At 37.5% G+C, this 5,122-nt stretch carries 5 protein-coding genes and 3 pseudogenes; all 8 read left to right on the plus strand.

Annotated elements, in window-relative coordinates; genetic code table 11:
• A partial coding sequence (locus tag COE25_RS31115; protein WP_373605387.1) for a TetR family transcriptional regulator C-terminal domain-containing protein occupies nt 1-291 on the plus strand: 291 nt, incomplete at its 5' end.
• Between the two features lie 469 nt (nt 292-760).
• Nucleotides 761-846: pseudogene (locus COE25_RS32440) on the plus strand (TetR/AcrR family transcriptional regulator); the annotation flags it as partial.
• Between the two features lie 426 nt (nt 847-1,272).
• On the plus strand, nt 1,273-1,476 hold the full coding sequence (locus COE25_RS30360) for a Rossmann-fold NAD(P)-binding domain-containing protein (protein ID WP_142354522.1): 204 nt from the start codon (nt 1,273-1,275) through the stop codon (nt 1,474-1,476).
• 215 nt (nt 1,477-1,691) lie between these two features.
• Nucleotides 1,692-2,162: pseudogene (locus tag COE25_RS27790) on the plus strand (SDR family NAD(P)-dependent oxidoreductase); the annotation flags it as partial.
• 38 nt (nt 2,163-2,200) lie between these two features.
• The gene (locus tag COE25_RS27795) at nt 2,201-2,980 is read left to right on the plus strand and encodes an enoyl-CoA hydratase/isomerase family protein (protein ID WP_098934955.1); all 780 of its coding nucleotides are present in this window, start codon (nt 2,201-2,203) and stop codon (nt 2,978-2,980) included.
• 80 nt (nt 2,981-3,060) lie between these two features.
• Nucleotides 3,061-3,159, plus strand: a pseudogene (locus COE25_RS31955) (acyl-CoA dehydrogenase family protein); the annotation flags it as partial.
• Between the two features lie 325 nt (nt 3,160-3,484).
• Nucleotides 3,485-3,748 carry an ArsR/SmtB family transcription factor gene (locus COE25_RS27805; protein WP_026565115.1) on the plus strand — a complete coding sequence of 88 codons (264 nt, stop codon included), beginning with the start codon at nt 3,485-3,487 and terminating at the stop codon, nt 3,746-3,748.
• Nucleotides 3,749-3,968: 220 nt separating this feature from the next.
• A partial coding sequence (locus COE25_RS27810; protein WP_098934954.1) for an MFS transporter occupies nt 3,969-5,122 on the plus strand: 1,154 nt, incomplete at its 3' end.

Below are 5,122 nucleotides of genomic sequence, written 5' to 3' on the forward strand. Positions count from 1 at the left end.
TTTAGATGTTATGACATTTGCCCAATCTCGTCCTTACAAACAGATTTTGAATCTTTGCCTGAGGCAATGCAGAAAAAGGTAAAGGAAATAAGCGAAAAGGAACTACTAATTATTACGAATATACTTCGGGAAATACAGGAACAAGGTGACCTCCAGTCTTCAGTCGATGTTGATTCTCTTGCCCTAATGATTTTGGCTGCTGGTAAAGGGGTTCTTCAATACCAACGTGTGCTTGGTAAGGACTTTTTCGCCGATTTTATGAAACAAGTAAACAATCTTACTGTTAAATAGCAGCTTACATTCCAACAACCTTCCACTCCAAAGTAAAGGTTGTTGGTATAAAATTGTAGACTATACTGATCACTTTTCCCGGATTTCATGAACGGGTAAGCCAACTTATCATGGATAAACCGACATTAAAAGTTTACGTTTATTGACAATTCAATTTGAATTTTTTTGAAGGAACATAAAAAAATAACTTTATATGTTCCTTTGTTTATTACATATTATTTGTGTTTGCAGCTCAGATTCACTTCATAATTATTAATATTTCTTGTAAATTTCCGAAGTGAATAAATAAAATGACATGATAAAAAGGAATTAATTTATCGGCTCATCATTAAGATCAAGGAGTTCGTCTTCTAAGATTGAGCTAACTCGTAATTTTGAAGCATTTTCAAATGAAATTGTTTTTATGGGAAAAAGAATTTCCTCCCATGAAAAAGCCTTTAGAATAGATCTCGATTCATGTCATTTGAACGGCGTGACAAAAGGGACTTTTATTATTATTTTGGCTCCAAAGAACAATTGCTCATGGACATTCACTACCAGTATTTTCGTATTTTATAACAAATTTTAATTTGGAAAATTTAATAGACCTATAAATTTATAAAATTATTAAAAATATTATGATATGTAAGCGCAAACATACTAAACGGTTAGTATCTAAAGATAGTAGGTTACAACTCAGATGATGATTTATCCACTTCTTCTCAAAACGATTCTGTACCGTGCCCGAACAGTTTTACTTGAGAAAGACAGAAATTCCTAAAACGAGTATTGGCAAGTTTTCCAAAAAACCATTTCCAGAATTGTACGAAGCTGGCAAACTGACCGAAGCCCATCAGGTCGGTCGGCGAGAGATATTTAGCTAAATTTGGTATTTGTATAAATATATATTTATATAAATATTGCGGACGATCAATATCAATCAGCATGGTGTGTTTAATGGCATCCAAGCGGCCGGGAATGCGATGACGGAGTCTGAAGGGGGTGATTATCAACACATCGCCGATTTACTCGTTCATTGCCGATCGCGTTTGTCTCCCTTGTCACACAAGTAAAGCAGCAGTTGTTGGCATGACACGCGCTTCTACATTAGATCTGGCCCCATACAATATTCATTATTCGATTGTCGGCGTTCATTGGGGACTGTTCCGAAAATTAATGCCGGAACAAGTGATGATTGCCCACTAGGAACTTCTGGACTTATACGAGCACGGGGCGATAAGTCCGATTATGTTCCAGGAATATCCATTCGAAGCACTGCCTGAAGCATTGAATTTATAGGCGACTCGTAAAACACGGGGGAAATTGGTTGTCCGGCCGAAACTGGTAGCTCTAATACAGAGACGGTTTAAAATATGACAGCATGTATTCCATAATGATGGAGTTCGCGGTATACGAAAAACCTGGAAATATCCGAACAAGAATGCAATGATGTTCAGGCAGTCAATCTAAAAAGCGTATTCTTAGTATCAAAAGCTCTTCGAAGTGTCATTGTCCAAGGAGCGAAACACGAAGAGCATAACGGGCAATCGTCAATGTAGCCTCACTGTCAGGGCATCAAGCCGGAGCCGAAATTCCTCATTATAGTGCTGCCATAGCCGCTGTAATCAATTTTACTAGAGCACTTGCACTGGAATTGGCGCCTTTGGAGAATCCGCGTGAATTCGGTTTCCCCCGGTTTTATTGAAACCGCTTTAACAGCCAATGGTTTGCAAAATGAGCGGTTTGTCCGCGCCATTGAAAACAACACTGCGTTAAAAAGGGTAGCCCAGCCCGAAGAAATTGCTAATGTGATTGCCTTTGCAGCATCCCACGAAGCCTCCTATATGACTGGTTCCGATTTGCTTATTGATGGAGGCTGGCTGATTAAATAATGCTAGTTAAATTTTTAAAAAAAGAAAGGAAGATTTTTATGACACAAGAACATTTAGTTGTAGAAAAATTAGGTCCAGTTTTATCGTTAACCTTAAATCGGCCACAGAGTTTAAATGCTTTCAGCCCGGATATGATTTTGGGATTAAAAGATGCCCTGAAGAATGCCCAAACCGATGAGGACGTGCAGGTCATTGTGTTATCCGGTGCCGGCCGCTCGTTTTGCGCCGGTGGCGATGTAAAATCGATGGGCGCAGGAGGCGGCATTCACGTCTATGACCATATTGGAAAGGTGAATGAGTTGATTATTTTGATGAAAGAGACGGAAAAGCCGATTATTGCTTCCGTTCATGGTTATGCTGCCGGAGCTGGTTTCAATTTGGCACTGGCCTGTGATTTGATTGTAGCGGCAGATGACAGTAAATTCGCGCTCAGCTTTTCGCAGGTTGGTTTAATCTCCGATGGAGGTGGATCTTATTTTCTGCCAAGATTAGTCGGTCCGCACTTGGCCAAACAATTCTTCTTTACTGCCGAACCCATTCCGGCAGAGCGTCTTAATCAATTGGGTGTTATCAATTATTTGCATCCATTGGAAAAACTTCAGGAAGAAACTACTAAACTGGCATTAAAATTGGCGTACGGCCCTGGTAAATCTTATGGAAAACAAAAGAAATTAATCGACCAGGCATTGACTGCCTCGTTAGCTGAAATCCTGGAACAGGAACGGCTGATTCAAACTTTAATGGTGCAAACCGAAGACCACCAGGAAGGCATTGCCGCATTTATAAAGAAGCGGAAGCCTGAATTTAAAGGAAAGTAAATGGTAACAGTTGCTGAAACATCTAGTTCATTTACATCAAGTTTCTAGTATTCTCATGTTTATGGGAATCGAAACAGCATGCGTCGTTTGCCAAACTATACGGTACGAAGATGGGGAATCGAGTCGTAGACCGTGTCCTGCAAATTCACGGCGGAATAGTATATACCAAAGAATTGCCGAGTCGCTCGTTAGAGGCTGGCGCAAATGTTCTGGAGCCGATGCATCATTAATCATAGGCCCCTTACTCAGGTTTGTGAAATAAAGAATATTAATAAAGCCTGTATCAATGATTACTTGGTAATCTAAGATACAGGCTTTATGTTTTGGTGACTATTTGTATATTTAACCTAATGTGCGTTTTTTATTTAAGTGAAAACTCTAAAATGAAGAAAACAGCCCTTGAATTAAAAAGTGGAAAAGAACTCTCTTGACAGAGCATCTCTGATTAAATATAATATTTCTAGAAATACTGAAATAAGGGTTGCTGAAAGGAGGTTTTTAGCGGTGAATGATGATATTGCAGTAAAAGTCTATAAGGCATTAGGTGAATCGACTCGTTTACAAATCGTAAAATTACTAACTCAACAATCAGAGTTAGCTTGCCTGGAAATGGCAAATCAATTAAAAGTCCCTAACAATTCAACATTGACGCATCATTTAAAACCATTACTCGATTGCGGATTATTAGCAGTTCGCAGAGAGGGAACCTTCAGATATTACAGTTTACAACGAGAAGTCCTTGCACAATACGCTCCCGCTTTACTTTAATGTTAAAGCGGAATAATTTTAATTTAAATTTCAGTATTTATAAAAATACTGAATAACAGAAATGAGCGAAGAAAATGTAAGGGTCAAATTAGCAAAGAAACAAAATCTTGAGGAAATAACAAAATGGTTTAATAGGTTCTTTCATTTTGTAAATTATTACAGTGTTTATATAAATATAGAAATATAGAAATTAATAATGATATTGAGGAGGAATTTTCACTTGTCAAATACAGCAAAGATTTATATTTTAGCACTGATAAGTTTTTTAGTCGGTACTTCACAACCCATCATCTCAGGTATTTTGGATAAAATGGCAGAGGCTCTAGGAGTGTCAATTGGAGCGGCTGGTCAATTAATTACAGTCTTTTCATTAGCCTATGCCATCGGTACACCTATATTACTGGTATTAACGGCTAAAATGGAAAGACGAAAATTACTGATCTATGCGTTATTTGTTTTTATTGTAGGAAATTTACTTTCAGTGATTGTTCCAGGGTATGGATTATTTATAATTGCTCGCATTATTATGGCTTTAAGTACAGGTGTAGCAGTCGTTACAATTTTAAATATCGCAGCAAAGATTGCACCTGCTAATAAAAAGGCCAGTTCAATTGCAACAGTTGTCATGGGATTTACCGCATCATTAATCATTGGCGTTCCTATTGGACGTTTTATTACATCTACGTATGGCTGGAAATTTGTATTTATCGGTACCGCAATATTAGTTTTACTTGTCATTTTTATTGTTTTAAATACAATACCAAAAATGAATGGTGATGCTTCAATCCCTTTAACGAGACAAATTGCGATGTTCAAAAAACCAAAAATTGCTTTAGCATTATCAATCACCTTCTTTTTAATGACAGGATACGGAATTCTTTTTACTTATTTATCTCCATTCCTTGTAAAAAATGTAGGTATGAGTGATTCTCTTGTAAGCATTACTTTACTAGTTCTTGGAGTTGCAAGCTTATTTGGTTCTAAACTAGGTGGATTAAGTGCTGATAAGAGAGGCGTCATTTTTACATTAAAAATAGGGTTACTTGTAAACGTAACATCTTTAGTCGTGCTTTCCTTCATATCACATTCAATTATTGCTGTATTTGTTTTATTGACAGTCTGGTCATTTGCAGGCTGGTCATCAGGTGCAACTCAGCAATATAATTTAGCAACGCTATCACCTGAATCCTCAGATGTGTTGCTAGGTCTGAACCAATCGATGATGCAATTAGGCTTTGCGGCTGGTGCAGGTTTTGGTGGAATCATTGTGGGGCAAATATCATTGTCTTCCATTACATGGTTCAGTGCGTTAAGTATTGTGTTTGCAAGTATTACAACATTTGGATTATCACGTTTCTTAAATAATAAAAAGGT

The organism is Bacillus sp. AFS031507 (genome assembly GCF_002584635.1).
GTDB lineage: Bacteria > Bacillota > Bacilli > Bacillales > Cytobacillaceae > Neobacillus.

What these genes read in the sequence shown, in the direction of transcription:
- COE25_RS27795 (WP_098934955.1), top strand. Translation starts at nt 2,201, where the DNA reads ATGACACAAGAACATTTAGTTGTAGAAAAATTAGGTCCAGTTTTATCG.